This window comes from Streptomyces carminius (assembly GCF_002794255.1).
Classification (GTDB): Bacteria; Actinomycetota; Actinomycetes; order Streptomycetales; family Streptomycetaceae; genus Streptomyces; species Streptomyces carminius.
The window spans coordinates 31520-57061 of the sequence record NZ_PGGW01000039.1 but is presented as its reverse complement, the minus strand read 5'-3'; the positions used below and the strand labels follow the sequence as shown (position 1 = coordinate 57061).

Annotated in this window: 26 protein-coding genes; 16 read left to right on the top strand and 10 right to left on the bottom strand. The window is 74.2% G+C overall.

Annotated elements, in window-relative coordinates:
* Positions 1-39: 39 nt before the first annotated feature.
* The 4 genes from CUT44_RS10740 (at position 40) to CUT44_RS10725 (ending at position 5584) form a co-directional block, all read left to right on the top strand.
* Entirely contained in the window at positions 40-579 is a 540-nt protein-coding gene (locus tag CUT44_RS10740; protein ID WP_100201705.1) for an NUDIX domain-containing protein, read from the top strand.
* 376 nt (positions 580-955) lie between these two features.
* The gene (locus CUT44_RS10735) at positions 956-1513 is read left to right on the top strand and encodes an HXXEE domain-containing protein (protein ID WP_100201704.1); all 558 of its coding nucleotides are present in this window, start codon (positions 956-958) and stop codon (positions 1511-1513) included.
* A gap of 507 nt (positions 1514-2020) precedes the next feature.
* On the top strand, positions 2021-3664 hold the full coding sequence (locus CUT44_RS10730; protein ID WP_100201703.1) for a pyranose oxidase: 1644 nt from the start codon (positions 2021-2023) through the stop codon (positions 3662-3664).
* Positions 3665-3703: 39 nt separating this feature from the next.
* A complete protein-coding gene (locus tag CUT44_RS10725; RefSeq protein ID WP_100201702.1) occupies positions 3704-5584 on the top strand; it encodes a glycoside hydrolase family 15 protein in 1881 nt (626 codons plus the stop codon).
* Positions 5585-5919: 335 nt separating this feature from the next.
* Here CUT44_RS10725 and CUT44_RS10720 read toward each other — a convergent pair whose 3' ends face one another.
* Positions 5920-9117 (bottom strand): sacsin N-terminal ATP-binding-like domain-containing protein, encoded by a 3198-nt coding sequence (locus tag CUT44_RS10720; RefSeq protein WP_199185669.1) that lies wholly within the window; start codon positions 9115-9117, stop codon positions 5920-5922.
* 410 nt (positions 9118-9527) lie between these two features.
* Between CUT44_RS10720 and CUT44_RS10715 the strand changes: the two genes are divergently transcribed.
* Positions 9528-9968 (top strand): type II toxin-antitoxin system HicB family antitoxin, encoded by a 441-nt coding sequence (locus CUT44_RS10715; RefSeq protein WP_146252194.1) that lies wholly within the window; start codon positions 9528-9530, stop codon positions 9966-9968.
* 31 nt (positions 9969-9999) lie between these two features.
* Here the strand turns inward: CUT44_RS10715 and CUT44_RS10710 are convergent, their stop codons facing one another.
* Positions 10000-10617 carry a sugar O-acetyltransferase gene (locus tag CUT44_RS10710; RefSeq protein ID WP_199185668.1) on the bottom strand — a complete coding sequence of 206 codons (618 nt, stop codon included), beginning with the start codon at positions 10615-10617 and terminating at the stop codon, positions 10000-10002.
* A 629-nt stretch (positions 10618-11246) separates the two neighbouring features.
* On the opposite strand from CUT44_RS10710, the gene CUT44_RS10705 reads away from it, so the two are divergent.
* Positions 11247-12119, top strand: coding sequence for an endo alpha-1,4 polygalactosaminidase (locus CUT44_RS10705; RefSeq protein WP_233221336.1), 873 nt, complete (start codon positions 11247-11249; stop codon positions 12117-12119).
* A gap of 129 nt (positions 12120-12248) precedes the next feature.
* Here CUT44_RS10705 and CUT44_RS10700 read toward each other — a convergent pair whose 3' ends face one another.
* The 3 genes from CUT44_RS10700 to CUT44_RS10690 all read right to left on the bottom strand — a co-directional run bounded on the left by CUT44_RS10700 (position 12249) and on the right by CUT44_RS10690 (position 13307).
* On the bottom strand, positions 12249-12497 hold the full coding sequence (locus CUT44_RS10700) for a hypothetical protein (RefSeq protein WP_100201700.1): 249 nt from the start codon (positions 12495-12497) through the stop codon (positions 12249-12251).
* 18 nt (positions 12498-12515) lie between these two features.
* Positions 12516-12803 carry a hypothetical protein gene (locus tag CUT44_RS10695; RefSeq protein ID WP_100201699.1) on the bottom strand — a complete coding sequence of 96 codons (288 nt, stop codon included), beginning with the start codon at positions 12801-12803 and terminating at the stop codon, positions 12516-12518.
* Between the two features lie 153 nt (positions 12804-12956).
* Positions 12957-13307: a hypothetical protein gene (locus CUT44_RS10690; protein WP_100201698.1), complete on the bottom strand. Its 351-nt coding sequence runs from the start codon at positions 13305-13307 to the stop codon at positions 12957-12959.
* A gap of 166 nt (positions 13308-13473) precedes the next feature.
* On the opposite strand from CUT44_RS10690, the gene CUT44_RS10685 reads away from it, so the two are divergent.
* Complete coding sequence (locus CUT44_RS10685) at positions 13474-14658, top strand: acyl-CoA dehydrogenase family protein (RefSeq protein WP_100201697.1); 1185 nt, start codon at positions 13474-13476, stop codon at positions 14656-14658.
* A 33-nt stretch (positions 14659-14691) separates the two neighbouring features.
* Here the strand turns inward: CUT44_RS10685 and CUT44_RS10680 are convergent, their stop codons facing one another.
* The 3 genes from CUT44_RS10680 to CUT44_RS10670 all read right to left on the bottom strand — a co-directional run bounded on the left by CUT44_RS10680 (position 14692) and on the right by CUT44_RS10670 (position 16207).
* Positions 14692-14937: a type II toxin-antitoxin system RelE family toxin gene (locus tag CUT44_RS10680; protein WP_100201696.1), complete on the bottom strand. Its 246-nt coding sequence runs from the start codon at positions 14935-14937 to the stop codon at positions 14692-14694.
* Positions 14934-15194 carry a type II toxin-antitoxin system Phd/YefM family antitoxin gene (locus tag CUT44_RS10675; RefSeq protein ID WP_100201888.1) on the bottom strand — a complete coding sequence of 87 codons (261 nt, stop codon included), beginning with the start codon at positions 15192-15194 and terminating at the stop codon, positions 14934-14936. Before CUT44_RS10675 ends, CUT44_RS10680 begins: the two co-directional genes overlap by 4 nt.
* 149 nt (positions 15195-15343) lie before the next feature.
* Entirely contained in the window at positions 15344-16207 is an 864-nt protein-coding gene (locus CUT44_RS10670; protein WP_100201695.1) for an SDR family oxidoreductase, read from the bottom strand.
* Positions 16208-16385: 178 nt separating this feature from the next.
* On the opposite strand from CUT44_RS10670, the gene CUT44_RS10665 reads away from it, so the two are divergent.
* The 5 genes from CUT44_RS10665 to CUT44_RS10645 all read left to right on the top strand — a co-directional run bounded on the left by CUT44_RS10665 (position 16386) and on the right by CUT44_RS10645 (position 19981).
* Positions 16386-17318 (top strand): helix-turn-helix transcriptional regulator, encoded by a 933-nt coding sequence (locus CUT44_RS10665; protein WP_100201694.1) that lies wholly within the window; start codon positions 16386-16388, stop codon positions 17316-17318.
* Between the two features lie 157 nt (positions 17319-17475).
* The gene (locus CUT44_RS10660) at positions 17476-18780 is read left to right on the top strand and encodes a VanZ family protein (protein ID WP_100201693.1); all 1305 of its coding nucleotides are present in this window, start codon (positions 17476-17478) and stop codon (positions 18778-18780) included.
* A complete protein-coding gene (locus tag CUT44_RS10655; RefSeq protein WP_100201692.1) occupies positions 18777-19220 on the top strand; it encodes a DUF5753 domain-containing protein in 444 nt (147 codons plus the stop codon). Before CUT44_RS10660 ends, CUT44_RS10655 begins: the two co-directional genes overlap by 4 nt.
* 7 nt (positions 19221-19227) lie before the next feature.
* Positions 19228-19452, top strand: coding sequence for a DUF397 domain-containing protein (locus CUT44_RS10650; RefSeq protein ID WP_100201691.1), 225 nt, complete (start codon positions 19228-19230; stop codon positions 19450-19452).
* Between the two features lie 175 nt (positions 19453-19627).
* On the top strand, positions 19628-19981 hold the full coding sequence (locus CUT44_RS10645; protein ID WP_100201690.1) for a hypothetical protein: 354 nt from the start codon (positions 19628-19630) through the stop codon (positions 19979-19981).
* A 105-nt stretch (positions 19982-20086) separates the two neighbouring features.
* On the opposite strand, the gene CUT44_RS10640 is transcribed toward CUT44_RS10645, so the two are convergent.
* The gene (locus CUT44_RS10640; protein ID WP_100201689.1) at positions 20087-21010 is read right to left on the bottom strand and encodes a DUF3027 domain-containing protein; all 924 of its coding nucleotides are present in this window, start codon (positions 21008-21010) and stop codon (positions 20087-20089) included.
* Positions 21011-21255: 245 nt separating this feature from the next.
* Here CUT44_RS10640 and CUT44_RS10635 point away from each other — a divergent pair, with 245 nt between their 5' ends.
* The 4 genes from CUT44_RS10635 (at position 21256) to CUT44_RS10620 (ending at position 24938) form a co-directional block, all read left to right on the top strand.
* Positions 21256-22749, top strand: coding sequence for an MFS transporter (locus CUT44_RS10635; protein WP_408646730.1), 1494 nt, complete (start codon positions 21256-21258; stop codon positions 22747-22749).
* Positions 22750-22776: 27 nt separating this feature from the next.
* Positions 22777-23277: a DUF2771 domain-containing protein gene (locus tag CUT44_RS10630; protein ID WP_100201687.1), complete on the top strand. Its 501-nt coding sequence runs from the start codon at positions 22777-22779 to the stop codon at positions 23275-23277.
* A gap of 31 nt (positions 23278-23308) precedes the next feature.
* Positions 23309-24019 (top strand): futalosine hydrolase, encoded by a 711-nt coding sequence (locus tag CUT44_RS10625; protein WP_100201686.1) that lies wholly within the window; start codon positions 23309-23311, stop codon positions 24017-24019.
* Between the two features lie 76 nt (positions 24020-24095).
* Positions 24096-24938, top strand: a complete 843-nt coding sequence (locus tag CUT44_RS10620; RefSeq protein WP_100201887.1) for a 1,4-dihydroxy-6-naphthoate synthase — start codon at positions 24096-24098, stop codon at positions 24936-24938.
* 51 nt (positions 24939-24989) lie between these two features.
* On the opposite strand, the gene CUT44_RS34490 is transcribed toward CUT44_RS10620, so the two are convergent.
* Complete coding sequence (locus CUT44_RS34490; RefSeq protein ID WP_100201685.1) at positions 24990-25373, bottom strand: cold-shock protein; 384 nt, start codon at positions 25371-25373, stop codon at positions 24990-24992.
* Positions 25374-25542 lie beyond the last annotated feature (169 nt).

Here is a 25542-nt window from a genome sequence, read left to right as displayed (position 1 = left end):
GGCGTGCACACCCGGCGGCCGACGGGATAGAACCGTTCCATGACCGCCGCGAGTGAGAAGTACGCCGGAATCCCGTTCCCCATGGCCCAGGCCGACTATCTGGCGACCCTGCCCAAGGCCACCGTCTACGCCTGTCTGTACATCACCGACACCCGCGGCCGGCCGGTCCAGCTCCGCTCGGTCTTCCGGAACCGGCCGTGGCAGCTCCCGGGCGGCAACCTGGACCCGGGCGAGGACCCGCACCAGGCGGCCGTCCGCGAGACGTACGAGGAGACCGGGCTGCGCCTGGCAGGCCCCCGCCCCCTCCTGCTGGCGCACTACGTGCGCGCCGACCCGGCCACCGCGCCGCTGGCCAAGATCGGCTTCTGCTTCGACGGCGGCACCCTGGACGAGGGACAACTGGCGGCGATCCGCCTCGACCCGGCCGAGCACGACCGCTGGGCGGCGGAGGACTGGCCCGTCTGGGAGCGCCTGATGGGCCCGGAGGGCTACCGGCGGCTGACGGCCCTGGAGGAGGCCCGCCGCACCGGCCGCGCGGGGCTGCTGGTCAGCGAGCCGATCCCCGTGGAGGGTGCCTGACGGCACGGGGTTCGCGGGGTGCGGGTGGGGTGGGTGCTGGGGTCGGGGCCGGTCCGGGGCGACCATTCCGGACGGTACGATTTACGGCCGTTGCCGTGTCACGTGTCGTGGCCCGCTCATTGGCCGCAAATCGCTCCCCTGGCCTCCGGCATGGGGGACCCCAGAGTGTCCGGAACGGCCGCCCCTCCCCGTCCCCTCCCCGCCGTCGCCGGGTGCACCCCGTCGCGCCTGAGGTCCTCCACACCCGCCCGTGCACACACCCACCCTCCGGCCGCCCCGCCCCGTCGCCCATCCGCGCGGGGCTGCTGAGCGAGCCGATCCCCACCACATCTGAACGGGGACCCGGCACACCCGGCCCGGTGCCAGACTGCCGTCCATGAGCCGACGACAAACAGACGAGCCGGTCGGTGCCGGAGCCACCCTGGGCCTGCCGGCCGCGTGGGCGGTGCACGACGCCGAGGAGTTGCTCGCCGTACCGCACTGGGTCCGCACCCGGGTGCCCGGACTCCGGGAGTGCTTCCCGCAGGTGCCGGACGCCGTGTGGCGACGGCTGGAGTCGGTGGACGGACGGGAGTTCGCCCTGGCGGTCGCCGGTATGGGAGTGCTGGTCGCCGCCGCTGCCGCCGACGGGCGCCGCACCGGCGGGCGCTCCCGCTTCTACCAGGCGGCCCTGGACGGGTTCGGACTGCACGGCCTGGCACATCTGGCGCAGGCGGCGGCCGTGCGCGGGTACACCCCCGGCTCGGCGACCTCGCCACTGGTGGTCGTCCCGTTCTGGCTGTGGGCCCGCACCCGGCTGCGGCGCGCGGGCGTACTGCGTCCCCTCCGCACCCGGGACGCCGTGCTCGGCCTGGGCGCGGCCGGGGCCGCCCTCGCCGGAACACCCGCCGTGGCGCGCCGCCTGAGCCGGCCCACCGCCGGACGGCGCCCCTGACCCCGGGCACGGACGTGCAATCGGGTGCCATGGCCCTTCCCTGCATGCGCGGGCGGGCGCGGGAACCGCAGGCGCGACGGCGGTGCACCCGGTGACGGCGGGGAGGGGACGGGGAGGGGCGGCCGTTCCGGACACTCAAGTACGATTTGCGGCCAATGAGCGGGCGACAGCGCGTGGCACGTCAACGGCCGTAAATCGTACCGTCCGGAATGGCCGCCCCGGACCGGCCCCGACCCCACCACCCACCCAACCCGCACCCCGCGAACCCCGTGCACACCCGCACACGTCTCGACGTGCGACCGCCGTCCGGGCGATGCAGACTGAGAACCGGGCACCCCTTTCGAGAGGTTCCGCCCCTTTGACCCTCCATCGCGCGCGGCACCGCCGCCGGTGCCCCGAACCCCCCACACGCGCGCCGCGCACCCGGGACGCGCCGTCCCCGACCGCGCCCCGGCCGTCCCCGGCCGCATCCCGGTCGTGCGCCCTTCTCCGGGAAGGAAATCCCAGATGCCATCCAAGACCCTCCGGGCGGACACGTTCGTCGTCGGCTCGGGCCCCGTGGGCTGCGCGTTCGCCCGGACGCTGGTCCAGGCCGGACAGCACGTGGTCATGATCGACGCGGGCCCGCTGATGTCGCCCCGGCCCGGCGCCCATCTGAAGAACAGCTACCAGTACCAGCGCAACGTGGACCTGTTCACCTCGGTGATCCAGGGCCATCTGCACCTGCTGTCGGTCCCCCCGAACGACCGCCCCGAGGTGACGCTCGACCCGTCCGCGTACCGCTTCGACCGGTCCCGCTTCAAGGGCTTCGTGACCGACGGGCAGAACCCCGAGCAGGACCCGCAGCGGAACCTCGACGCGGAGGCCGTCACCTACGGCGTCGGCGGCATGGCCACCCACTGGACCTGCGCCACCCCGCGCCACCACCCGGTGCTGGAGCGCAGCGACCTGCTCACCGCCGTGGAGTGGAACGAGCTGTACCAGGAGGCCGAGAAACTGCTGAACACGCGGACGGACGCCTACGACATGTCGGTCCGGCACCGCGTGGTCCACGAGGCGCTCAGCGAGGAGTTCACCGAGCTGCGCGACCCCTACCAGGTGCGCAACCTGCCGCTCGCGGTGGAGCGGCGCACCGACGATCCCTCCATGGTCCACTGGAGCGGGGCCGACACCGTGCTGGGCCCGCTCGCGATCATGAACCTGGAGGAGGACTGCAGCCTGCTGGTCCGGGACGAGGCGTCCGGCGGCTCCCTCACCCTCTACCCCGAGCACCTGTGCCGCCGCCTGGCCCTCACCCCGGACGGGGAGCGCGTCGAGTACGCGGAGGTCGTCGATCTGACCCGGTCGGCGCCGATCCGGGTGGAGGCCGGGAACTTCGTGGTCGCCGGCGGTGCCGTCCTCACCCCCCAGTTGCTGTCCGCCTCCCGCGTGGACCGGCCCGCCCTGGGCCGCTACCTGCACGAGCAGCCGGTCTCGTTCTGCCAGATCGTGTTCCACCAGGCCCTGGTCGACTCGATCACCGCCGACGAGCGCTTCACCGACCGGGTGAACGAGCACCACAAGCGCAACCCGGAGGACCCGGTGCCGATCCCCGAGGACGACCCGGAGCCCAACGTGTGGATCCCGGTCGGCGAGCAGCGGCCCTGGCACTGCCAGATCCACCGCGACGCCTTCCACTACGGCGGTGTCCCGCCCAACGTGGACTCCCGGCTCATCGTCGACCTGCGCTGGTTCGGGATGATCGAGCCGCGTGCCGAGAACCGCATGACGTTCTCCGGGTGCTGCCACGACACCTTCGGGATGCCGCAGGTGACGTTCGACTTCACCCTGACCCCCGAGGACCGCGCCACCCAGCACCGGATGATGCGGGACATGCTCCGCGCCGCGAGCGTGCTCGGCGGCTTCCTGCCCGGCTCCGAGCCCCGCTTCGTCGCGCCCGGCCTGCCGCTGCACATCACCGGGACGACCCGGATGGGCACGGACTCCCAGACCAGCGTCGTGGACACCGACTCCCGGGTGTGGGGTGTGGACAACCTCTACCTGGGCGGCAACAACGTCATCCCGGGCAGCAACGCCAGCAACCCCACGCTGACCAGCGTCGCGCTGGCCGTGAAGTCCGCCCGGCGCATCCTTTCCCCCGCCCCGGCCTGAGCTCCGCCCCGAGAAGGGGCGTAAAGAGGCGAGACCTCCATGGTGAACACCCCCATCGATGAATACGCGCTGCTGTCCGACCGCCATTCGGCGGCGCTGGTCAGCCGCTCCGGCATGGTCGACTGGCTGTGCTTCCCCCGGTTCGACAGCCCGTCCGTCCTCGCCGCCCTGCTGGACGACCAGGCCGGCACCTGGTGCCTGCGTCCCACCCACGAAGGTCCGGTCAGCCGCCACTACCTCGACGACACCCTGGTGCTGTGCACGGAGTTCTCCACCCCCACCGGCACCGTGGCCGTCACCGACGCCCTGTCCACCGGGCGGTGCGACAACCCCCACCGGCTGGGCTCGGGCTCCCCGCACCTGCTGGTCCGGTCGGTCACCTGCACCGAGGGCACCGCCGAGGTGACGACCGACTTCCGGCCCCGCCCCGAGTACGGCCGGGTCGTCCCGCTGCTGAGCGAGTGCGACGGCGGCATGATCGCCCGCGGCGGGCCCGCCGTACTGGCGCTGTCCAGCCCCGTCCCGCTGGTCCTGGACGAGCACGCCGACGCCGCCCACGGCACCGCGCACCTGCGGGCGGGCGAGACGCTCCACTTCGGTCTGCACTGGGGCCCGATGACCGGGCCCGCGCCGCGCGTGTGGAGCCAGGAGGAACTGGCCGAGCAGCTCGGGTGCACCGTCGACGCCTGGCGGTACTGGTCCCGGGAACACCAGGACTACCGGGGCGAGTGGGAGAAGGAGATCAACCTCAGCGGCCGGGTCCTGCAGGGCCTGGGCTACCAGCCCTCCGGGGCCATCGTCGCCGCGCCGACCACCTCGCTGCCCGAGGAGGTGGGCGGGGAGCGCAACTGGGACTACCGCTACGCCTGGGTGCGGGACGCCGCCTTCACCATGGACGCCCTGTGGGTGGCCGGCTGCCCCGACGAGGCCGAGGAGTTCCTGAGGTTCATGACCGACGCGGCGGCCACCGGCTGGACCCGTTCCCATCTGCAGATCATGTACGGCATCGGCGGTGAGCACGATCTGACGGAGCGGCGGCTGGACCATCTGGAGGGCTGGCGCGGCAGCCGCCCCGTCCGGGTCGGCAACGGCGCCTGGGACCAGCCGCAGACGGACGTCTACGGCGAGTTCCTGGACACCGCCTACCGCTACGCCCACGAGTTCGACGACGCCGGGCCCGAGCTGCGGGACTTCGCCGTCAGTCTGGCCGACGCCGCCGCCGAGCTGTGGGACGTCCCCGACCACGGCCTGTGGGAGATGCGGGGCGAGCCCCGGCACTTCCTGTACTCCAAGCTGATGTGCTGGGTGGCCCTGGACCGGGCGCTGAAACTCAGCGACCGGCTGGGCCCGGCCGCGCGCATCGACACCTGGCGGCAGGTCCGCGAGGAGATCCGCGCCGCGATCCTCACCCGGGGCTGGAGCGAGGAGGCGGGCGCCTACACGCAGGCGTTCGGCTATCCGGAGCTGGACGCCTCGAACCTCCAGCTGGCGATCACCGGCTTCCTGCCCGCCGACGACCCGCGCATGCTGGCGACGATCGACGCGATCGGCGAACGGCTCACCGACGAGCGCGGCATGGTCTACCGCTACCACACCACCAGCGGGGTGGACGGGCTCTCCGGCGACGAGGGCACCTTCCTGCTGTGCACGTTCTGGCTGGCCCAGGCGCAGGCGCTGGCCGGGCGCACCGGACAGGCCCGCGAGACCTTCGCGCGGGCCGCCTCGCACGCCAACGACCTGGGCCTGCTGGCGGAGGAGGCCGATCCGCACACCGGGCGCATGCTGGGCAACTTCCCGCAGGCGTTCAGCCACATCGGGCTGGTCAACGCCGCCTGGACGATCACCCGGGCCGAACAGGGCGTACGCGACGCGGACCCGTCCCTCAGCCCGGTCCCGGACCACCGGCACGTCCCGGCCTGAGAACCGCGGCAAGCACAGCCGTGGCGCACCCCGCAACAGCGAGGAGGGGACGGGACGCACCCGGCGACAGCGGAAACGCGACGTGGCGCACCCGGCGACGGGCGGAAACGCGACGTGGTGCACCCGGCGACGGCGGGAGGGGACGGGGAGGGGCGGCCGTTCCGGACACTCAAGTGCGATTTGCGGCCAATGAGTGGTTCACGACACGTGACACGGCAACGGCCGTAAATCGTACCGTCCGGAATGGTCGCCCCGGACCGGCCCCGACCCCACCGCACCCGCACCCGCACCCGCACCCACGCGGGCACAGCCCGCCCCCCACGGGCGGAACACCGTCAGTCGAACCAGCGGTCCCGGGCCAGTTCCGCCGCCCGGGACGGGTCCTCCAGCAGCGCCGCCGCCTCGAAACGGCGCGGCCACTGCCCCGCCGCCCAGGCCAGCCCGGCGGCGACGCCCTCGACGGTGGCGGCGTGCAGGGTGCCGTCGGGGGTGAGCCGCCAGTCCAGTTCCACCCCGTCCACCACCAGTTCCTCGTGCTCGACGTAGGTCGCGGGGGCGCCGGGCAGCAGGACGCGCACCTCCCCGGGCACCTCGCGCTCAGCGCCCTCCCCGGTCACCGGGGCGGGGACGGCCTCGCTCAGCCGCCGTACGTCCAGCACCGCCGCCAGCCGGGCCGCGCGGTCCGGGGGCGCCGGCAGCAGCGGGCGGGAGGCGGCCAGCGGCAGCAGGTCGGGGGCGTCGGCGACCAGCGCGGTATCGGCGTCCACCACCCGCACCTCGCCGTCCACGACGGCCCGCAGCTCGTCGGGGAGCGTGACCTCCTCCGGGTCCAGTTCCGCCAGCAGCCCGTACAGGCCGTGGAGCTGGGCGGCGCCGACGGGCAGCTCCGGGTCGGCGAGGCGGCCCAGCAACTCGGCCGCGCCGCCGGGCTCGTCCAGCAGGGCGGCGGCGGAGGTGCGGATGCCCAGGGCGCGCAGCACCTGCTCGTCCAGGTCGGCGGTGGACGCCGAGGCCTCCTCGTACAGCCCGGCCAGCAGCGGGTCGCCGTGCGCGGCGCGCAGCCCGGCCGGGCGGCGGCCGTCCAGGACGGGGTGGCCGCGCAGCCACCAGGCGGTGTACGGGCGGACGGTCTCCACCGTGCCGTCCGGCAGCAGGACGCGCACCGGGGTGGTGAGCGCGTCGCGCAGCGGGGGCCTGGACAGCATGGCCAGGGCCTGCGGCCAGCGGTCGTCGTCCACCAGGTCCAGGTCGCGGACGGCGAGCAGTTCGGAGACGACGGGCGGCACCGGAGTGTCGGGCAGGCCGTCGAGGACGTCCTCGCACCACACGTCCACCGCGTCCAGCACGCCGGCGTCGTCGGGCTCGGGGAAGTCGGTGTCGCGGGGGTCCAGCTCGTCCGGGTCGAGGACCACGTCGGTGGCGCGGACCAGGGCGAAGCCGGCGAGCACCCCGGCCGCCGCGAGCGTCTCCTCGCCCCACTTGTCCGCCAGTTCGGCCTCGCAGGCGGGCAGCTCGTCCTCCCGGATGACGCTCTCGAAGTCGCTGCCGGGGAAGACCAGTTCGGCGGCCGGGGTGAGTTCGCCGTCCTCGTCGGGGAGGGCGAGGGCGCCGAGCCAGGGCTCGTCGCCGGGGGCGAGGCGGGCGTCGCGGACGAGGGCGAGGACGGTGTCGGCCAGCTCCTCGGGGTCCAGCGGGCCCCCGCCGCCCGGCGCACCGTCCTCGTCGTACCCGTCGTACCAGGCCTCCTCGGCGTCCAGCGAGGCGGCGACCGCCCCCCGCACCTGCGGGGTGGTGAGCACCGCGCGGGGTGTGGCGGGGGTGGCGCCCAGCTTCTCCAGCAGTGGGTGGGCGGCGTCGGGGTGCGCGACCTTCAGGCCGAGCCGGGTGAGGGACTCGGGCGCCGCCGCGCCGCCCGCGCCACCGCCGTCCCCGTCCCCGCCGGGCAGCGGCAGCAGCACCTGGCGCGGCCCGACGGCGGTACGTCCGTCGGCGAGTGGCACGGGCAGACCGGTCAGCCGGTCGGGGTCCACCCCGGCGAGGGAGTCGTACAGCCGCCGCCACCAGGACGGGGGCCGCTCGACCCCGGCGAGCCGGTCGATCAGCTCGCCCAGCGGCACCCGGGGCACCTGGAGGACGCGCAGCTCGGCGCGGCGCTCCAGACCGGCGGGCAGCAGGGCGGGGAACAGTTCGGCGAGAACGGCGACGGTCCCGGCCCCGGCGCCCTCGGCGAGCTCCGCGTCGGCGGGGCGCAGCGCGTAGGGCTCGCCGTTCTCGTCCTTCGCGGCGCTCGCCAGGAACGGCACCCGCGGCAGCCGCGCCAGGACCAGCCGGCGCAGCTCGGTGTCCAGCTCGGCCCGGCCCAGCGGACCGGGCACCAGGTCGACGGTGCCGTTCGTCACCGGCGCCCAGTCGCGCAGCAGCGCGGCGTAGGTGTCGGCGGCGCGCTGGAGCAGGAAACCGGTCAGCGGGCCCGGCGCGATGTGGCGGCGGGACGGCTCCAGCGGGAAGGACGCGATCAGCAGGGCGGGCAGGCCCAGCGGCTCGTCGGTGGGGGTGGGGGCGTGGACGACGGGCGCGGTGCGGCTGGGCAGCGGCGCGCCGTCCGCGTCGACGGGCACCGCCCAGGTGACCGACCACACCGGCCGTTCCCGCTCCTCCAGGGGCCGGTCGGCGAGCAGGGCGGCGTCGGCCCGCCCGGCGTCGGAGGCCACCCGCCAGCGGGTGACCGCGCCCCGGCCCTCGTCGGCGCCGCCGTCCTCGATCACGACGTACGCGCCGTCGGTGCGGCGGGTCAGCGTGCGGGTGCCGCCGTCGGTCTCGACGACCACCTCGGCCAGGCCGGGGAGGGTGAGCAGCAGCGCGTCGTCCACGGCGAGGAGCAGCCGGGCAGCCAGCTCGCGGGCGGCGGCGTCGCGCAGCGGCAGCACGACGGCCGTGTCGTAGCCGTCCGGGGCGAGGCCCCGGGCGGGCAGCGGCAGCCGCAGCAGCGGGACGTGGCCCTCGCGGCGGCGCAGCTCGTCGGCGAGCCCGGGGCTGCCCTGGGCCGCCTCGGCGGCCAGCTCGCGGGCCTCGGCCAGCGACCAGCGGGCGCCGCCGGTGCGGCCGACGATCGCGGGCTCGTCGCTGACGGCCAGCACGGCGGCGAAGCCGACACCGAACCGCCCGACGAGCCGCGCCGGGTCCGCCGCCGCCTCGTCCCGTTTGGCGGAGGCGCGCAGCGTGGACAGCGACTCCGCCCCGGCCGCGTCCAGCGGCGCCCCGTTGTTGGCGGCCACCAGCACCCCGTCGCGCAGGGTCAGCCGCAGCCGGCCGGGCACGCGCGCGCGGGCCGCGGCGTCGGCGGCGTTCTGCGCCAGCTCGATCACCAGCCGGTCGCGGTAGCCGCCGAGCGCGAGGTCCTCCTCGGCGTTGGCGTCCTCCCGGAAGCGCGCGGGGGACGCCGCCCAGGCGTCGAGTACGCCGCGGCGCAGCCGGGCGGTGTCGAAGGGGTCCGCCGCGTCGTCCGCGCCCTGCACCAGCACCGTGCCGCTCACTGTTCGTCTCCTCCACCAGCCGACGCGTCCGTGTGTCCGTTCCGGCCGCCGTACCCCGGCCGCCCTGCCCGTACGCGGCGACGGTACTGCGTCCGGGGCCACCGGCGCGCGCGGGGCCGGGGGCGGGGGCGTTCACTCGACCGAGCGAATATGTCAATCTTCGCCAGACTTGACGTGTCTGGCTAAACCGGACACGCCCCCGTGAAGTACAGGAGCCTGGGCAGAAAGATCAGGAAAGCAGCCAGGGCGAAAGACGTTCCTTTTGAGATGCATCGACGGAGGGGCAGTCACCAGTACTGGGTTTGCGGCTCGGCCCCGGTCGTCGTCCCGAAGCACGGCGAAGTCGACGAGATCACCGCGGAACATGTCCGCAAGGGGCTCGAAGAGGAACTCGGGAAAGGCTGGTGGCGATGGGTGCCCACCGCGTGGTCGCACGGCGCAGTGGTGGTCGGTGGGCTCTTGAAGTCCCCGGTCTGCCGGGCGTCTTCAGTCAGGTGAAGCGGCTGGACAAGGCCGAAGGCGCGGCCCGTGAGGCCATCGCCGTCATGCTGGACACCGCGCCGGAGGAAGTCGAGGTCGTCGTCGAACCCGAGCTTCCGGACGAGGTCCGGCAGGCGCTGAAGCAGGCGGAGCGGGCCAGGCGGGCCGCCCGGGCGGCGGCGGAAGCCGAACGGAAGGCGATGCGCCGTGCCGCCGAGGTACTGACACGCGACCTGAGCCAGCGGGACGCCGGCCGTGTCCTGGGAATGTCGTTCCAGCGGGTGTCGCAACTGCTCGGCCCGGCCTCCGCCACCCACGGCGGCCGGCGGACCCGCCGTGCGCGGTCGACGGAGGCACGAGCCCGGAGCTGACTCGTGCCCCCTTGAAGACACGATCCTGCCTTCAGGGCTCGATGCGCCTGATGGGCCGGCACGGATTGCCCACGGCGACGACGCCGGAGGGAATGTCCTTCGTGACGACCGAGCCGGCACCGACGATGCTGTGGTCGCCGATCGTCACCCCGGGGGTGAGGGTGACCGATCCACCGAGCCACACGTTGTCACCGATCACGACGGGTTCGGGGAGCTCCCACCCCTCGAGCCGACGGGCGATGTCCTGTGCGTGGTTGGGCGTGTAGATGCCGCAGCGCGGTCCGATGAGGCAGTCCGCGCCGATCGTGACCTGTCCGCCGCCGATGACGAGGAAGTCCGCGTTGATGAACGTCCGGTCGCCGATGACGAGGCGCATCCCGTAGTCGATGCTGATGGGCGGTACGAAGTCGATGCCTTCGCCTGCTCCGGGGACGAGCTCGTGGAACAGCCGCCGGGCTTCGGCGGGGTCGTCGTAGAAGACACGGTTGATCTTCGCGCACGTCGCGTGCGCGTCCCACGAGAGTTCCTGGAGCGCCGGGGACTTGCGGTAGCGGATCCAGTCGCCGGCGATCAGACGCCGTAGGTCTTCATCGGCCGCGAGGAGGGCCTGCATCCTCTCGTCAGCACGTCCGAGTTCACCCTGGGTCATGCCGCCTCCCCTATTTGTCAATGCACTTAACATATTGGGGTGGCCACCTGCCGGTGTCAAGCCTTGGCCGGCCTGGTCGCCCCCGGCGTGACCTGCATGGACATGGCGGCGGATACCGGCCTCCCCGGGGCCGGCGGACGGCGGCGGCGAGGAAGCCGGAGACTTCCGGCACGGTCGGCGCGCGGCCGCGCACGCGGGAAACGGACCCCTCACCGGGCGGGTGCCGCACGGGCAGGACACGCTGCCCCCGCGTACCCCGGGACGGTGGCGCCTGCTGCCCGAACCCCGCAAGCGGAGCACCGCGAGCGGCCCGGCCGGCCCCGGGGGCCGCCGCACCGGCCCGGCGTTTCCCCTGGCGGCCGGGCGACGCCCGGCCGCCCGGCCCCGCCTACACCACGACCGGCCGGAACGCCGAGGGGCTGGGCCGTGCGCGTACCGGGGACGTCGCGGGCGCAGCGCGCCGTCCTTGACTCCGCGTGGCCCGGCACGTTGAATTCCGGCCAGTTCCGACAGCCACAGGCCGTCGTACCGATGACGCGCCCAGCCGGTGAGGACCGTGCGGCTCCCGCGACCACGCGCCGGGGTCGGCGATCCGGGCGGGCCGCGTCCCGACCCTCCTGGAGTCCCCTGTGCACGCGAAGCCGGCCCGTACCGCACGCAAGTCCGCCGTGGCCGTGGCCGCCGGGGCCGTGCTGGCCGTGCTCGGGGTCGCGGTGGCCCAGGCCGGCGGCACCGGGGGGACGGACGAACCGGAGCGGAGCCCCGCCGCGCAGCAGCCGCGCGAGCTGCGGCTGCCGCCCGCCGGAGCCGGCTTCGACTACCAGATCGGCGGGGGCTACGAGCTGCCCGAGGGCGTCGAGGTGATCAGCCGCGACCGCGAGGACGACCCCGCTCCCGACGCCTACAACATCTGCTACGTCAACGCCTTCCAGGTGCAGCCCGGTGAACAGGACGACTGGGACGCCGACCTGATCCTGCGGGACGGCAACGGCGACCCCGTCATCGACGGGGGGTGGGACGAGCCGCTGCTGGACATCAGCACGGCCGACAAGCGCGCGCGGGTGGCCGAGAAGGTCGGCGACTGGTTCGACGGCTGCGCCGCGGACGGCTTCGACGCCGTCGAGCCGGACAACTACGACAGCTTCCTCCGCTCCGCGGGCCTGACCACCCAGGAGCACGCCCTGGAGCTCATGAAGCTGCTGGCCGGCCGGGCGCACGCCGCCGGTCTCGCCATCGCCCAGAAGAACACCCTGGAGCTGGCGCCGCACCGCGAGGAGATCGGCCTGGACTTCGCGGTCGTCGAGGAGTGCGGGCAGTGGGAGGAGTGCGGCGACTTCACCGAGTGGTTCGGGGACCGGGTCTACGTGATCGAGTACGAGGCCGCCGGGATGGCGTGGGCGTGCGACAACTTCGGTGACACGCTCGGCATCGTCCAGCGGGACGAGTACGCGGTGCCCGCCGACCACCCGGACCACTTCCGGGCGGTCTGCCCCCGCCCGTAGCGCCCCGGTCCTCCGCACCCCCCACGGAACAGGACGGAGGGCCGGCAAGGGCCACCGCGCGGTCTCCACCCCCGAGGACCGCGCGGTGGTCTCTTCTCGTCGGCCGGGCCGTTCCGGGCCCGCGCGCGGTCAGCCGATGAGGTCGATATGGCGGATGTAGACCCGCCGGATCGGCGGGGCGTCCATGATGAGCAGCGCGACGGCAGTGTGCCGAAGGACCAGGACACGGCGGTACGGCTCGTCGTCGCTGTGGGGCTCCGTGGACTCGTACGGGTCTTCGCAGACGCCGAGCACGGCGCGATCGAGTTCCTGCCGCGCGTCGTCGGGAAGAGAATCCCAGACCGCTTCTACGGCAGCGTCGTAACGGAGCTTGTACACCCGGTAAAGGGTGCCAGGTCAGGCGGCACCCTGTGAGCGGATCCGGTCAGCTGCACGCTGGATGCGTCCTGTGCCATCAATCCACTCGCCGGGAGGCTCCTCGCCCCGCGCCTCGCAGGCAACGATTTCGTCGGCGTCCCGGAAGGCGTCCCGCATGTTCTTGGCGATCCGCTCCCACTTGGCGAAAACGTGGAGAAGCTGATGGGCAGGGGCCTTGTTGATCTCGGTCAGGAAGCGCTGGGCCAGGGCAGGGGCGCCGAGGGCGTCACGGATGCTTTCGATGGTCCACTGCTCACTGCTGCTCATAGCACCGACCTCAAGATCGCTCACCCTGGGCGCTGTCCACGTCTGAGCCTAGCGGAAGGCCTACACCGGGCGCTCGAAGCACACAATCCGAGCTTCCCCGCCCGCTCGTCCACCGGCGAATGTTCATGACGCCCGCCCGGGTCCGCCCCCGGGTCACCGCCGTACGGGCGCTCCCGCGCCGTCCGCCCCCGGGCGGCCGGTGATCTTCCGCAGCAGTTCCAGGAACCTCTCGCCCACCCGCGGCTCGGGTTCCGGCGCCCGCCGGAAGTGGACGGCGCAGGAGACGGCGGCGGAGGCGAGCCGGGAGTCCTCGCCCGGTCCGAGGCCGGGGACGAGGGGCCGCAGGCTCCGGACGATCGCCTCGTCCAGGGGGAGCGACCCGGCCGCGTCCAGGGCCCGGGAGGCGAACTCGCGTTCGGCGGGGGCCGGGTCCCAGTGGCCGAGGTCGAGGTCGTCGCGCAGGTGACGCAACAGGTCCAGCAGGTGCTCCGCACGGTCGTCCACGGCCCGGACCGTACCGGGACCGGGACCGGGACCGCCCGGACAGCCCGGAACCGGCCACCGTACGCCCCGGGCACGGGGGTACCCGCGCCCGGGGCGGCGGGCGTACCGTACCCGCCGGTAAGGTCGGCACGACCGGCCCGTACGTCCCGTCCGGAAGGTGCGCCAGATGAGTAGCAGCCCCAAGACCGATCCGCTGGACCTGGTGGGCGTCGACGAGTTGCTCACCCCGGAGGAGAAGGACGTCCGGGCGAGTGTCCGCCGGGTGTGCGAGGCGTCCGTCGACCCGTATGTCGCCGAGTGGTTCGAGAAGGGCGAGCTGCCCGCCGTCCGCGAACTGACCCGGGAGTTCGGCCGCCTCGGCCTGCTGGGCATGCACCTGACCGGCTACGGCTGCGCGGGGCTGGGCCCGGTCGCGTACGGGCTGGCCTGCCTGGAGCTGGAGGCGTCCGACTCGGGCATCCGCTCCCTGGTCTCCGTGCAGGGCTCGCTGGCGATGTACGCCATCTGGCGGTACGGCAGCGAGGAGCAGAAGGAGCAGTGGCTGCCGCGCATGGCCGCCGGGGAGGCCATCGGCTGCTTCGGCCTGACCGAGCCCGACCACGGCTCCGACCCGGCCGGCATGCGCACCCGCGCCCGCCGCGACGGGGACGACTGGGTGCTCGACGGCCGCAAGATGTGGATCACCAACGGCTCGGTGGCCGAGGTCGCCGTCGTCTGGGCGCGGACCGACGAGGGCGTGCGCGGCTTCGTCGTCCCCACCGGCACCCCCGGCTTCTCCGCCCCGCCGATCCGGCACAAGCTGTCGCTGCGGGCCTCGGTCACCAGCGAGCTCGTCCTGGACGGGGTACGGCTGCCCGCCGACGCCGTCCTGCCCGAGGCGCGCGGGCTGCGCGGCCCGCTGTCCTGTCTGAACGAGGCCCGCTACGGCATCGTCTGGGGCGCCCTGGGCGCGGCGCGCAGCTCGCTGGCGGTGGCCCTGGAGTACGCCGGGCGGCGCGAGCAGTTCGGCCGACCGATCGCGGGCTTCCAGCTCACCCAGGAGAAGCTGGCGAACATGGCGGTGGAGCTGACCAACGGCACCCTGCTGGCCCTGCACCTGGGCCGCCGCAGAGAGGCGGTGGGGTCGCTGCGGCCGGAGCAGGTCAGCGTCGGCAAGCTCAACAACGTGAACAAGGCCCTGGAGATCTGCCGCACCGCCCGCACGATCCTGGGCGCCAACGGGATCTCCCTGGAGTACCCGGTGATCCGGCACATGACGAACCTGGAGTCGGTGCTGACCTACGAGGGCACCCCGGAGATGCACACCCTGGTCATCGGCCAGGCGATGACGGGCCTGCCCGCCTTCCGCTGAGGCCGCGTCCCGAGGGGAACGCCACGGTGGCACTCAGCGCAGGCGCCCGAGGTGGATCACGCCGACACGGACCTGCTGATCGCTGATTCCGTACAGCACCCGGTAGGCGCCGACATGGATCCGCAGCATGTCCGTGCTGCCGAAAGCACCCCGGGGCCTGGGATCGTCGGCGAGAAGATCGATCGCGGTGAACACCTGCCGCACTCCCTGCGGGTCGTCCTTGGCGAACCGCTCCGCCTGCGCGAGTGCCTCCGGTTCCCAGACGACCTCGTACCTCACGCCTCGTCCCCGCCGAAGACACGGCGGTACGCCTCGTCGTGCGGGACACCGGCGTCCTCCCCCCGGGCCTGGCGCGCGCGGTAGGCGGCCAGGGCACGCAGCTCCTGGAGTTCCAGGGCGTCGGCGGGGCTGACCAGTATCGCGACGGTCTGCCCGTGGTCGGTGATGGCGACCGGCTCCCGGGTGGCGCTGACGTTGCGCGCGATGGCGCCGAGCCGGGCACGGGCTTCCACGATCGAGTAAGCGATCTCCGTCATGCACACCAGCTTACGGAAGTGCGCACATGTGCGCAGCCTCCCGCCGCCGCGCTTCCTCGTCCCCGGCCGTCCCGGGGTGGCCGGGGACGGCCGGGGTGCCGTGCCGCGAACCCGGCCGGCCCATCCTCCCGCGCCCGTGAGCGAGCCGCTCAGGCGACGGTGGGGAAGTCCGTGGCGGGCGCGGTGTCCGCGGTGGCGTCGAGGTTCGCCCGGAGGGCCTCGACCTTGGCGGTCGCGTAGGCGTGGGAGTCGGAGCCGAGCAGCTGGCGCAGCGGTCCCGCACCGGCCACGACCCGGTCGATGACGGCCGCGGCGCCCCTGGCCGGGTCGCCGGGCTGGCTGCCCTGGAGCTTGAGGTGGCTGTCCACCATCTCGCGGATGGCCGGGTAGTGCTCGGTGGTGCCGGCGGGCAGGGCGAGCGAGTCCCGGGTGAGGAAGTCGGTGCGGAAGTAGCCGGGTTCGACGAGGGTCACACCGATCCCGAAGTCGGCCACCTCGGCCGCCAGCGCCTCGCTGAGCCCTTCCAGCGCGAACTTGCCCGCGCAGTACAGCGCCCAGCCCGGAACAGCGGTCAGGCCCAGGACCGAGGACACGTTCACGATGTGGCCGCCGCGCTGCTCGCGCAGGACGGGCAGCGCGGCCCGCAGCACGTTCCACACGCCGACGACCTGGACGTCGAGCATGTCGCGGACCTCGCGGTCGCCGGTCTCCTCCACCGCGGCCAGGAACCCGTAGCCCGCGTTGTTCACCACCACGTCCAGGCAGCCGAAGCGCCCGGTGGTCTCCCGCACGGCGGCGCTCACCTGTGCCTCGTCGCGCAGGTCGACGGTGAGCGGGAGGAGGCCGGAGGTGTCGGTGCCGTCACCGAGCGCCGCGAGCAGCCGCTCGGAGGACCGCGTCGTCGCCGCGACCTTGTCACCGCGCTCCAGCAACTGCCTCACCAGGTGCAGTCCCAGACCGCGGGAGGTGCCGGTCACGAACCAGATCGCGGGTCGGTCGGTCGGAAAAGTCATGATCGTCCTTTGCCGGTACGGGGCGGCCCCGGGCGGTCCCCGGGGCCGGCATGCATCCAGCGTGGGCCGCCGCACCCCGCCGTGGACGCGCATATCGCGCCCTGCGCGACCGGGGACGGGGCAACCTGGGACGCGCAGGGCCAGTCGGGAACGCCCGGCGTCGGCGACACTGGTGTGTGTGGCCGAGACCAACCGCGAACTGGCCGACTTCCTGAGACGGGCCCGCGCCCAGGTGGACCCCTCGCGCGCCGGGCTCCCCCCGGACGGCCGGGTACGCCGCGTCCCGGGCCTGCGCCGTGAGGAGGTCGCCTTCCTGGCCGGGGTGTCGGCCGACTACTACACCCGCCTCGAACAGGGCAGGCGCATCACGCCCTCCCCCGCCGTCGTCGAATCCCTCGGCCGCGCCCTGGGCCTGGACGACGCGGGCCGCGCACACCTGCGGGACCTCTTCGGCGTGGCCCCGGGCGCGCCGGCCCGGCGCCCCCGCGGCGTCCAGCGCGTCCGCCCCGGCCTGTACCAGCTCCTGGACGCCCTCGACGGCGAGCCCGTCCTCGTCCTGGGGCGCCGCACCGACGTCCTCGCCGCCAACCGGATGGCCCGGGCGCTGTTCACCGACTTCGAACGGCTGCCCCCGCGGCACCGCAACTACGCGCGCTGGATGTTCCTCGACGAGGACGCCCGCTCCCTGTTCGCCGACTGGGAGGACCAGGCGCGGGCCGCGGTGGAGAGTCTGCGGTTCGAGTCCGGCCGCGACCCCGGCGACCGGGCCACGCTCGCCCTCGTCGAGGAACTGCGGGAGCACAGCCGCGAGTTCGACCGGTGGTGGGAGCAGCACCGCGTCCACCAGCGCACCCACGGCTCCAAGCGCCTCCGCCACCCCCTCGTCGGCGACCTCACCGTCGAGTACGAGACCCTCGTCCCGCCCGGGGACCCCGACACCACCGTGTTCGTCTACACCGCGGAGGCGGGATCACCCTCGAAGCGGGCCCTGGACCTCCTCGCGAGCTGGATCCTCACCGACTCCGGCACCGGCACCGGCACCGACTCCGGCACCGACTCCGGCACCGAACCGGAACAGCGCCGCCGGTCCGGTCCCGCCCGGGAGCGGTGACCGCGCCGTCCCCGGCTCACCCACGTCACCTGCGAGGGCATCCCGGGCGCCACCGCCGCCCAGCACCCCGGGGAGCGCCCGGCCGCCCGCAGGGCTTCCGCCGCACCGCGCCGACCAGCTATACACCACGTGTATACATGCTGTGTATAGTCGTCGTGTGGCCCAGACCTACCTCCTGCCCATCAAGACGGCAGCCGCCCTCTTCCCGCTGCTGGCCCTGCTGACGCTGCTGCCGATGGCCGTCACCGTCTACCGCCGGCACGGGGTGCTGTCCTCCGGCCGGGCGCTGTCCCTCTTCGGCTTCCTGTACTACGGCTTCACCGCCCTGTGCATGACGCTCGTGCCGCTGCCCGTGCGCACCCCCGACATGTGCACGAGGTTCGCCGAGATCGCCCGCCCGGAGTGGCGGCCGGGCCACACCCTGGGGGACGTGTGGAAGGAGGCCGACCAGAAGGTGTCGCTGGGCGCGCTCGTGCTGCACAATCCGGCCGTCGCGGGCGCGGTGTTCAACGTGCTCCTGCTGCTGCCGCTCGGCGTCTTCGTCCGCTGCCACGTCCGCCGCGGACTGGTGGCGGCCACCGCGGCGGGGCTGGGCACGTCGCTGTTCTTCGAGCTGACGCAGGGAACCGGCATCTGGGGCCTCTACCCGTGCCCCTACCGGCTCCTCGACATCGACGACCTGCTGTTCAACACGGCGGGAGCCGCCCTGGGCTGGCTCGTGGCCGGTCCGGTGGCGCGGGTGCTGCCGCCGCTGGAACGGCTCGACGAGCGGGTGCGCCTGCGGCGGGCGGTCCCGTTCGGGCGCCGGCTCACCGCCCTGACGGTGGACCTCGCCGGTCTCGCGGCCGCCTCCGCCGTCACGGGCGCGGTCCTCCTGCTGCGGGGAGAGGCGACGGCGGCGCTGCTCAGCCCGCCGGCGCTGTTCGTCCTCTGGTTCGTGGTGCTGCCGGCCGCGACCTCGGCGACGCCGGGGAAGCGGCTGCTGCGGCTGAGGCTGACGGGCCCGGACGGCACCGGGCGGCCGGCGCCCTGGCGGCTCCTCCTGCGGGCGCTGCTCCTCGGGGTGGTCGTCTCTCCCCTGGTAATCGTGCTGACGGGCGTGCTGGCGACGGTCGTCCTGCTGTTCCCGCAAGGGGTCTCGACCGTGCCGGACGCGGACCCGTCCGGGCTCCTGCGCCTCGCGTACTCCCTCCCCTACGGCACGCTGCTCCTGATGGCGGGGTTCGCCCTCCCCTTCTGGTTCTGGTACGGGACGAGGACCCTGCTGCACCCCCGCCAGTCGGCGCCGCACGAGACCCTGAGCGGAGTGCGCAACACGGCGCTCCCGCCCACCTCGGCCCGCTCCGCCGAGTCCGCCGAGGGCGCTCCGGCCGCCGAGACCGCCGCCGACGCCGCGGTCCCCGGACCGGCCGGGCCGGGGACCGGTGACGGTCACCGGACGGCCGAGCTCTCCCGGGCGTGAGGGCGCCCGCACCTCCGGCCCGCATCCCGGGCCGGTCCACCCGGCCGTGCAGCCAGCGCAGGCTTGCCGCCGGGAACGATCCGCTGGAGCTGTGGGAGATCATCGACGAGACCGCCCTGCTGCGGCCGGTCGGCGGCGCCGACGTCATGCGCGAGCAGCTCGAAGCGCTGGCCAACGCGGCGCGGCGCCCCAACATCACGCTCCAGGTCTACCCCTTGGCCAAGGGTGCCCATCCCGGGATGCGCGGCTCGTTCTCCCTGCTGGAATTCGGCCCTTCCGACCCACGCGTCAGCTACGTGGACAGCCCGGCCGGGAACAACTTCCTGGAGCGGGACCGGCAGGTACGGAGCCTCGCGAAGAGGTTCGGGCACCTGACGGCCGGCGCTCTGGACCCCGCCGAATCGGCGGCACTGCTCAACGCACTCGCCTCGAAGGAGTAACGAACCGATGGAGTCGAACCCGCCCATAGCCGGCCGCACGTCCCTGACGTGGGTCAAGTCCAGCGCCAGCAGTGCCGAAGGCGCGTGCGTGGAGGTCACGGCGGCCCCGCCGGGCCGGACGGCCGTACGGGACAGCAAGCACCCCGAACGCACACCGCTCCTGTTCCCCTCCGCCCAGTGGGCGGCGTTCCTGGACGGCCTCCACGGCGGGAGGTTCGAACGCCTGCCGTGAGCGGCGCGAGAGCCAGTCTCGGACCAGCAGAGGCACCAGGCGTAACCGGACGGGGACACCGGAGGAATTCCGTGGCCGGGGTCCGAAACCCGGTGGCCGCAGTGCCGGGGCCGCCGGTACCGTCGGGCCCCCGGCGGCCGTACCGGCGGCCCGCCCCGTCCGGGGAGCGATACCCGTGACCAGCAGACAGGCGACGACGACCCTGTGGCGCCCCACCGGTCCCGGGGAACTGGAGCTGGTGCGGGAGCTGGACTGGCGTGCCTGGCCGCCCCGGCTCCCCGAGCAGCCGATCTTCTATCCGGTGCTCAACGAGGACTACGCCGTCAGGATCGCGCGGGACTGGAACGTCAAGCACGACGGCGCCGGCTTCGTCACGCGGTTCGAGGTCGAGTCCGCTTTCCTGCGCCGGTACCCGGTCCGGCAGGCGGGCGGGCGCACGATCCTCGAACTGTGGGTGCCGGCCGAGGAGCTCGACGAGTTCAACGCCCACATCGTCGGCAGGATCCGGGTGGTGCACGAGTTCCGCTGAACCGTGAGGCCCGGTGATGGGGCAGGCCGGACGTGGCGGGTACGGGGACGGCGCGGGCCGTACGCTCCGGCCGCCACCGACGGCGGCGGCCGGGTGCGGCGGGCGCTACGCCTCCGGACCGCCGGAGGCGCCGTCGCCGGAGGCGTCTCCGGCGCTGTCCGCGCCGCCGCCTCCGCCCAGGTCCAGCTCGTCCACCCGGTTCTCGTCCAGCACCGGCGGGACCGGGTGGGGCGGCTTGGGCATCACGGCGGCCTCCGAGTGGGCGCCGCAGCCGTAGGCCAGGGAGACCACCCGGCCGTCCGCCGGGGAGAACTCGTTGGCGCACACCCCGAACGCCTGCTTCAGCGAGCCCGCCAGCGGCACGAGGAAGCCGCAGCTCGTGCAGGAGGCGGGGGCCGCCTGGGCCATCGGGGTCCCGGGGCCGTGCGCCTCCTCCCAGCGGTCGGCGGCGGTGCGCAGGCCGTCGCGCGACAGGACCCGGGGGCGGCCCATGCCGATCTCCTCGGCGACCGCGGCGACGCTGCCGCGCGCCGGGACGCCGGGGAACTCCCCGGGCTCGTTGGTGGAGAGGTCGGCGTCCTCGGCCGCCGCCAGACCCGCGCTGCCGTCCCACGCCTCCTCGGAGAGGACGGAGTTCGGCGGCGGGATGTCCTCGCCGGAGTACCCGGGCTCCAGCCGCGGGTCGTCCGACTCGGTGGGCAGCAGGTCGCCGGGGCCGAGGTCGCCGGGGCGCAGCCGTTCGCTCCAGGGCACCCATTCGGGTGCGAGCAGCGCGTCGGGGCCGGGCAGCAGGACGGTCTCGTCCAGCGTCACCGACTTCGCCCGCGAGGCCCGGGCGACCGTGACGGCCCAGCGCCAGCCCCGGTAGCCGATCTCCTGGCACTCGAAGAAGTGCGTGACAACACGATCCCCCTCGGCGACGACACCCAGATGGTCGCCGATCTTGCCGGGGAAGGCGGCGTCCTCGGCCGCCTCCCGAGCCAGGTCGAGCGCCTCGGCGCACAGACGGTCAGGGGTACGGCCTCGCATCGCAGCACTCACGGAAATCGATTCTCTCCTACGCCGTCTCGCGCGCGCGCCTCCTCGGTATGCCCAGGTCGAGCGGGTGCGGACGGAGCGGACCGGAGGGCCGCTGCGACGTCCGGACCGATGCGGTTCCGCCGGGCACAGCGCACTGTCCCTCCACGCTACCCCACCCGGGTCCGGCCCCAACCGTCGCACCTTCAACCAGTCGGCGTCGGGTCGCCGGGCTCCGGGTGGGGCACACTGACGGTGTGGCAGCGTTCAGGACGTCCCGGCACGGCGAGGGACGGTTTCGTCGGACGGCGCGGGCGATCGCCCGCGCCGTACGCACGCCTCCCCTGGCGCTCGCCCGGCGGGTCCGCCGGGCGACCCACGCGCAGGGCGCGGGGGAGTCCGGGCTGGGCAAGCTCATCGAGCTGCACGCGGTGAACTCCGCGGGCGACATGATGATCACCGTCGCCCTGGCCTCCACGATCTTCTTCTCCGTCCCCACGGGTGAGGCGCGCGGGCGTGTCGCCCTCTACCTCGTCGTCACCCTGGCCCCCTTCGCGCTGCTGGCGCCGATCATCGGTCCGCTGCTGGACCGCATCCCGCACGGCCGGCGCGCCGCGATGGCCGGGGCGATGCTGGGGCGCGCGCTGCTGGCGCTGAGCATGGCGGGGGCGGTGGCCACCGGTTCCCTGGAGCTGTATCCGGCGGCGCTGGGGGTGCTGGTCGCCTCCAAGGCGTACGGGGTGGTCAGATCGGCGGTGGTGCCCAGGCTGCTGCCGCAGCGGATCTCGCTGGTCAAGGCGAACTCGCGGGTGACGCTCGCCGGGCTGCTGGCCACCGGCGCGGCGGCGCCGATCGGGGCCGGGCTGCACCAGCTCGGGCCGTCCTGGCCGCTGTACGGGGCGTTCACCGTCTTCGTCATCGGGACGTTCCTGGCCTTCTCCCTCCCGCACCGGGTGGACTCCGCCAAGGGCGAGCGGAAGGCGCTGCTGACCGCCTACGAGGCGGCGCACAGCGGCGGGGAAGCGGGTGTGCCCGACGGTCCGGGCAGCGGTACGGACACCGGTGCCGGGGACGCCCCCGGAAAGGGCGCCGGCGGCACGGGCGGCAAGGGCAACGGTGCCGGCACCGGGAACGGGAACGGGAAGGCCCGGCGGCCGGGGCTGCGGACGGTCGGCACCCCCGTCCTCAACGCGCTGGTCGCCAACTCCACGCTGCGCGCCCTGTCCGGCTTCCTCACCTTCTTCCTCGCCTTCATGCTGCGCGAGCACCCGCTGAGCGGGCTGGACCCCATGGTCTCGCTCGGCGTCGTCGCCGTCGCCGCGGGCGGCGGCAACGCGCTGGGCACGGCGCTGGGCGCCTGGCTGCGGGACCGCGGGCCGGAGGCGATCATCGCCGGGGTGCTGGCGCTGGCGCTGACCGCGACGGTCGTGGCGGCGGTGCTGTACGGCACGGTCACCGTGCCGGTGGTGGCGGCCACCGCCGGGCTGGCGCAGGCGCTGGGCAAGCTCTCCCTGGACGCACTGATCCAGCGGGACGTGCCGGAGGTGGTGCGGACCTCGGCCTTCGCCCGCTCCGAGACGCTGATGCAGATGTCGTGGGTGGTCGGCGGCGCCGTCGGGATCGTGCTGCCGCTGATCGGCTCGGTCGGCATGGGGGTGGCCGGGGTGATCGTCGCCACGGGCGCCCTGGCGACCGTTCGGCCGCTGCTGTCCGCCGCCCGGCACGGCACGCCCCACCCGCGCACCGCCTGAACCCGGCCGCCGGGTAGCCTGCCTGCTATGACCCACACGATCTTCCGGGGCCGGGGCGGCCGGACCCTCCGCACTGCCGTCGCCGTCGGTGCGGCCACCTTCGGGCTCGTCGCCCTCTCCGCCTGCGGCGAGAAGCCGACCCCGCGGGCGACCGTGACCGTCGGTTCCGACAGCGTGTCCACGGAAGCGGCCTGCTACGAGGACGGCGAGCCGATCGGCCAGGACCGGCTGGAGAGCTGCGTCGGGGACGAGACGGACACGTCCATCACGGTCGGCCAGGGCGACATGCTGCGCATCGGAGTGGACCCCGAGATCGCCGAGACCGGCTGGGTGGTGTTCCTCGACGAGCAGCCCGTCGTGCAGAACCCGATCAGCAAGACCTACCGCAGCTTCTCCAGCGACGGCCTGTTCGCCCAGGGCGGCGGCAGCGCCGAGGAGGCGAAGTCGGTACGGCTGACCATCGCCGAGACCAACGGCGAGAAGTTCTACGGCACGTGGAACTTCAAACTCGAGCGCGAGACCGACTGATCCCCTGATCCCCCGTCCGGACCCCGTGCCCGTGCGCACCCTGGTCGTCACCGCCGTCCCCGCCGAGCGCGACGCGGTGGCCGCCGTGTGCGCGGCGGCCGGCATCGACGTGCTCGCCGCGGGCGTCGGCCCCGCCGCCGCGGCGGCCGGTACGGCGCTGGCGCTGGCCCGGGCGGAACGCGGGACGCGGGAGGCGCGGGGGTCGCGGGGAGCACGGAAGGCGCCGTACGGGCTGGTGGTCTCGGCGGGGATCGGCGGCGGCTTCGTCCCGCTGGCCCCGGTCGGCACCCCGGTCGTCGCCTCCGAGATCGTCGCCGCGGATCTGGGCGCCGAGACGCCCGACGGGTCCGAGCCCTTCACCTCGGTGGCCGAGCTGGGCTTCGGCACCGCCGTGCACCGGCCGCCGCCGGAGCTGGCGCGGGCCGTGGCGGAGGCGGCCGGCGCGGCGTACGGCCCGGTGCTGACCGTCTCCACGGCCACCGGCACCGCCGGGCGTGCCGCGCTGCTGGCGCGGCGCCATCCGGGTGCGGTGGCCGAGGCGATGGAGGGCTTCGGGGTGGCCCAGGCGGCGGCGCTGTGCGGGGCGGCCGTGCTGGAGGTCCGGACGGTCTCCAATCCGGTGGGGCCGCGCGACCGCGCCGCGTGGCGGATCCCGGCGGCGCTGGAGGCGCTGGCGGAGGCGTTCGGCAGAATCGTTCCCGTACTCGACGGCTGGAGTGAGCGTGTCCCGGAAGCCCGCTGAGCGGCCCAGTGAGAGGCCCAGTGAGAAGCCCGCCGAGCAGGAGTCCCGCCGGACGGCGGCGGGCGCGGACCGGCCGCTGCGCGCCGCGTACTCCCCCTGTCCCAACGACACCTTCGTCTTCCACGCCTGGGCGCACGGTCTGGTGCCGGACGCGCCGCCGCTGGACGTGAGGTTCGCGGACATCGACATCACCAACGGTCTGGCCGAGCGCGGCGAGCTGGATCTGCTGAAGGTCTCCTACGCCGTCCTGCCCTGGGTGCTGGACGAGTACGCGCTGCTGCCCTGCGGGGGCGCGCTCGGGCGCGGCTGCGGGCCGCTGGTGCTCACCCGGGAGCCGGGGACGGACGGTGCCGCCCTGCGCGGGGCGACGGTCGCGGTGCCGGGTGAGCGTTCGACGGCGTATCTGCTGTTCCGGCTCTGGGCGGCCGAGAGGGTGCCCGGCGGGGTCGGGCGGATCACCGTGCTGCCGTTCCACGAGATCATGCCCGCGGTGCGCGACGGGAAGGTGGACGCCGGGCTGGTCATCCACGAGGCGCGTTTCACCTACCCGGACTACGGGCTGCACCGCCTGGCCGACCTGGGCGAGCACTGGGAGGCCGCCACCGGGCTGCCGATCCCGCTGGGCGCGGTCGTCGCCCGGCGCTCGCTGGGCGCGCCGGTGCTGCGCTCGCTCGCCGCGGCGGCGCGCGCCTCGGTGCGGGCGGCCTGGGCCGACCCGGCCGCCTCCCGGGAGTACGTCATGGCGCACGCCCAGGAGATGGACCCGGCGGTCGCCGAGCGGCACATCGGGCTGTACGTGAACGAGTTCACCGCCGACCTCGGCGCGGACGGCTACGCCGCGGTGCGCGGGCTGCTGGGGCGCGCCGCGGCCGAGGGGCTCGTACCGCCCCTCGGCCGCGAAGCGCTGGATCCCGCCTGACCGCCGCGGCGGGTGCGGCGGGCGGGCACGGCGAGCCGTACCCGCCCGCCGTCAGACGTCGAGCTGGTCGGCCACGACGCGGAGCATTCCGGCGATCTTGTGACCGTGCTGACGGTCGGGGTAGCGGCCCCGCTCCAGTTGCTGGGCGACGCCGTCGAGCAGCGTGGTGAGGTCCTGCACGATCGACGCCAGCTCGTCCGGCTTGCGCCGCTGGGCCGCCGCCACCGAGGGGGCCGGATCCAGCAGCGTCAGGGAGAGCGCCTGGTCACCGCGCTGACCCGCGACGACGCCGAACTCGACGCGCTGCCCGGGCCGGAGGGTGGCGACCCCGTCCGGGAGCACCGACGAATGCACGAAGACGTCACCGCCGTCGTCGCGGGAGAGGAAGCCGAAACCCTTCTCACTGTTGAACCACTTGACCTTGCCGGTAGGCACGTCTGTCCTCGTCCTCGTACTCGCCGGGTGGTCCGGCTACGAATTCTCGAAAAAACACGGCTCTGAATAACACTTCAGCGGGCCGAATGACCCGCCGACAACAAGATTAGTGATCTGGGACCGGGTGACAAGGCGGCCTCGGAGGGCTCCCCCCGCCGTGTCACACTCC

Excerpts from the sequence above, each read along its gene's own strand:
- CUT44_RS10735 (WP_100201704.1), top strand. The coding sequence starts at position 956 with ATGAGCCGACGACAAACAGACGAGCCGGTCGGTGCCGGAGCCACCCTG.
- CUT44_RS10725 (WP_100201702.1), top strand. The coding sequence starts at position 3,704 with ATGGTGAACACCCCCATCGATGAATACGCGCTGCTGTCCGACCGCCAT.
- CUT44_RS10640 (WP_100201689.1), bottom strand. The coding sequence starts at position 21,010 with ATGCGAGGCCGTACCCCTGACCGTCTGTGCGCCGAGGCGCTCGACCTG.
- CUT44_RS10670 (WP_100201695.1), bottom strand. The coding sequence starts at position 16,207 with ATGACTTTTCCGACCGACCGACCCGCGATCTGGTTCGTGACCGGCACC.
- CUT44_RS10675 (WP_100201888.1), bottom strand. The coding sequence starts at position 15,194 with ATGACGGAGATCGCTTACTCGATCGTGGAAGCCCGTGCCCGGCTCGGC.
- CUT44_RS10650 (WP_100201691.1), top strand. The coding sequence starts at position 19,228 with ATGGAGTCGAACCCGCCCATAGCCGGCCGCACGTCCCTGACGTGGGTC.
- CUT44_RS10715 (WP_146252194.1), top strand. The coding sequence starts at position 9,528 with ATGGGTGCCCACCGCGTGGTCGCACGGCGCAGTGGTGGTCGGTGGGCT.
- CUT44_RS10685 (WP_100201697.1), top strand. The coding sequence starts at position 13,474 with ATGAGTAGCAGCCCCAAGACCGATCCGCTGGACCTGGTGGGCGTCGAC.
- CUT44_RS10740 (WP_100201705.1), top strand. The coding sequence starts at position 40 with ATGACCGCCGCGAGTGAGAAGTACGCCGGAATCCCGTTCCCCATGGCC.
- CUT44_RS10730 (WP_100201703.1), top strand. The coding sequence starts at position 2,021 with ATGCCATCCAAGACCCTCCGGGCGGACACGTTCGTCGTCGGCTCGGGC.
- CUT44_RS10695 (WP_100201699.1), bottom strand. The coding sequence starts at position 12,803 with ATGAGCAGCAGTGAGCAGTGGACCATCGAAAGCATCCGTGACGCCCTC.
- CUT44_RS10630 (WP_100201687.1), top strand. The coding sequence starts at position 22,777 with ATGACCCACACGATCTTCCGGGGCCGGGGCGGCCGGACCCTCCGCACT.
- CUT44_RS10710 (WP_199185668.1), bottom strand. The coding sequence starts at position 10,617 with ATGACCCAGGGTGAACTCGGACGTGCTGACGAGAGGATGCAGGCCCTC.